The sequence below is a fragment of the Bacillus cereus group sp. BfR-BA-01356 genome (assembly GCF_022663635.1).
GTDB classification, from domain to species: Bacteria; Bacillota; Bacilli; order Bacillales; family Bacillaceae_G; genus Bacillus_A; species Bacillus_A cereus.
Window position 1 is genome coordinate 1 of the sequence record NZ_JAKUFX010000234.1, and the last position, 2,886, is coordinate 2,886.

The window sequence follows — 2,886 nt, forward strand, 5'->3', positions numbered from 1 at the left end:
CCAGGCTAATACATTATCAAAATGTGATTTCTGTGTAGAACGTAAATTCTCAATTTCGGCCTGAAGTTGTGGGACTAGTGCTTGTTTTCCCGCTAATATAGCCGTCAATCCTCCCTGTCCATCTGGACCACCAACATTATTTTTAAAATCTACAGTATTTGTATACAACTTTGTTTTGAAAGCCTCTAACATCTTAATGACGTCAGTAACTTCATTTGAATTTGTATGAATTGTATCGATTAAATCCCCTATTCCTTCTTTAAGGCTCATCTTATCTTTCTTTTTTACAGTATCTACTAATGTGTCGTAATAATTTTGGAATTGCTCATCATAATTTACAATATTACGAGCTGTTTTTTGAATGTTTGGCTTCGCTGTATCTAACCAGTAATTTGCATTGATTCGTGACAGTTCCTGATTCAGGTGGATATTTTTGATTAATTCTCCTCCTCCTGAACCTAAATCAATGTTGGATAAATTTACATTCGGTTGCTTAATCATAGTTTTTGCGTACAAATCCATTACAAGAATATGAGAGCCAGTTGCAGCCAACGCTTTCTTTAACCCTTCAGGTCCTAACGCATAATTTTCTATTTTATGTTCTTGAGCTGTCTGTTCTTGTGCAAGTGCATGAATAGTACTACCATTCGTAGCAGTTATAACCGTTGCTAAAGTGGCTAAAGTTATAACCTTAAATGGAAATTTCATCATTTGATTCTCCTCCTTATTTTCAGTTGCGTTATAATATTTTTATTAAACCTAATTTCTTAATATTAAAATTTATAAACTTGTTCTTCGAGTTGAGTTGTTACACTTTTTAATCGTCTTAATGTATCTTTTTGAGACTGGGTGTTATTGGTATCAACTTCAGTCGATAATTTTGTAATACTATTATTTATTAGATCCAAATCCTCTTTGTAACGTTTCATTAGCTCAATTTCTCCATCTACTTGGTTAGCAAATGTATGCAAATCATTTTGCATGAAAAGAATCATTGATTTTTGTAAATCTGCTACTGTTAATTTAGTCGTTAAGTCATATAATTTCTGATTTTGTTTCTCTAAATCATTTAAATATGCACGTTGCTCTGCTGTTAGTTTATTAATTTCAGCAAAAGTATTATATGTTTTTTTAATTTTTTCAGGATCAATTACTTTCATAAGATCATACTCTTTCGTTTTTGTAACTGCAGCTGCAGCGATTTCACCTTTTTTACTTTTCTCTATCGCTTCACGTGCTTCTTTTTTGGCAGCCTCAATTTCTATAGCTGATTTTCCTTTTTCTTTTGCTTCTTGCTCTGCTTTATTCTCTGCGTCTACAATAGCATTGTTTATTTCTTTTCCTTTGTTATACGCTACTACTGCTGTTTGAGCAGCCGGTTCAATGATATCTTTTGATAGACTATAAATTTCTTGGAATACCTTTAGTCCTTGTTCATTTAAAGCTCCTGGTAATAACGCTATTTGCTGTAAATCATTTTGAATTGATTTTTTTGTATCTAGCATTTCATTTTTTAACTTATCTATTTTTCCTGTTCCCTCTGAATTAAGGACACTCTGTGTTTTTGCCACATCAGTATCAAGATTTTTCAACTTCTTATCTACCTGTAGTTTTAGATCTGTTAACTCATTAATTTGACGTTGCACACTTTCTTGGTTTGTGATGGTCATGTCTTGAAGGACTTCCAGTCTATCTGTAAACCCTTCTTTATCTTCCTTATTATCTACAAATCCTTTTAATGTTGGATAATAACTATTAAATTTAGTTACAAATCCTTTACTTTTTGAATTTAATAGAATTAATTTAGGATAAAGTTCGGATGACCACTCTTTCATATCTTGTTTAATTAGAAATTGAGTTGTATTTAAAGATGGAACTTCTTCAAGTTGTACATTCGGACTTGATAAGGCTCCATCGATAAAGGTTTGTGTTAATTTGGAGTGTGCACCTATTTTTCGTAATGCTGAGGAAATATCTATATTTTCTTGTTTTGTTTCTGCCTGAACGATTGGCGTTGCGAGAGTATTGATAGGAATAGTCGCTCCAGTAACGATTGATGTTATTAAAAATCCTGTCATAATTTTATTCTTCATTCCGTACACCTCTTCACTATTGTTTTTTACAAGTTTTGATCGTAAATGTTGTACAACCTAACGTTAGGATTTCTTCACACATACTTGAAGATAGAGATTTTTTCAAAAAAGTAATTACATCTCTTTTTTTTATTTATTTTTGATAGAATATAAGGAGCTTACTTCCCCCTCATTTTAAACACTATGTTTTTCATAAGTAAACCAGAAAATCGCTTTGATTAAATTTGATTTTTCAGATATTTTTTCATTCAAATTATATAATATTATATTTAAAAAAAGTTAAATCCAAATTTCATTTCATAAAGTGAAATAATTATACTATGATAATTAAACATAAAAATCCATTAATTCCTTTATATCTAAATGAATCCCTCACCTAAAAATGATATCAATATAATTTAATAGTGATTAATACATATCTGTCTTTTATATGGATATGTAAAATTACATATCCATATAGGAGTATCTAGCTTAAATACTCCAATTAGAATAAATAGAGCACTATTACAAAACTTGCACACTTATTATAAAAGTAAATATCTGTATAAAATGTACCCTATTAAATAGACCGTAAAAAAATCTATTCGATAGGGTATTTCTTGTATTATAGAAAGAAAATTTAGAACCGGAGAAATTTTAAAATGACTAAAAAGCTATTCACTAAAAAAGAAATACAAGATCTTTGAACTACCCCCACTTTCACTTCGTTTAGAAGTGAGGGATTCCTAAGTAAAGAGTTCTATCGAACTCTAATTGATTAGGCTATCCCCGCAGTCCTTGCGGTTAGAAGCCT

Annotated in this window: 2 protein-coding genes; both read right to left on the reverse strand. The window is 30.5% G+C overall.

The features are described from left to right. Positions 1-711 (reverse strand): ClyA family alpha-helical pore-forming toxin (locus tag MR168_RS32525; protein WP_242291753.1); only part of this gene is annotated, 711 nt, incomplete at its 3' end. A 62-nt stretch (positions 712-773) separates the two neighbouring features. Next, a complete protein-coding gene (gene hblC, locus MR168_RS32530) occupies positions 774-2,093 on the reverse strand; it encodes a hemolysin BL lytic component L2 (protein ID WP_000790998.1) in 1,320 nt (439 codons plus the stop codon). Between the last annotated feature and the right edge of the window lie 793 nt (positions 2,094-2,886).